General features: G+C 72.8%; 1 protein-coding gene. It reads right to left on the minus strand.

All coding sequences use genetic code 11. The features are described 5' to 3' along the window. On the minus strand, positions 1-275 hold a 275-nt coding region (locus ACFXB5_RS29155), incomplete at its 3' end, for an SDR family NAD(P)-dependent oxidoreductase (protein ID WP_385213051.1). Positions 276-485: the final 210 nt, after the last annotated feature.

Raw genomic sequence — 485 nt, forward strand, 5'->3', positions numbered from 1 at the left:
CCGCGTCCTTTTAACCCCCCACCCCCCCCGCCGATTCGGGCGCGGGCCCGTAGTAACCGCGCCCCGATCGACTCCTCGTCGGCGAGGTCGAACGGGACGGCGACCGCCGTGCCGCCGGCCTCGGCGACGCGCTGGGCGGTGGCCTTCGCGCCCGTGAGGTCGATGTCGCCGACGACGACCGAGGCACCTTCCCCGGCGAGCCGCTCGGCCGTGGCGGCGCCGATACCGGTGGCGCCACCCGCGATGACGATCCTCTTGCCCTGAAGTCCCCGCATGCCTCTCTCCCAACGACAGAGGTCTGGAACCGACAAAAGCAGGCGTCATCATTCCACGATGAGGCTCAGTAGTCTCGTGCCCGGACGACCGTTTGCGGGGGGGGCCGGGGGGCGCCCCCCCCCGGGGGGGACCGTGAATGGTGGATGTCCACCCCGAGCGGGGGGGGTCGAGAGCACACCACCCCCACCTGGGGGGGGCGCTGGTACCCC

This window comes from Streptomyces sp. NPDC059455, from assembly GCF_042750115.1.
Lineage (GTDB): Bacteria > Actinomycetota > Actinomycetes > Streptomycetales > Streptomycetaceae > Streptomyces > Streptomyces endocoffeicus.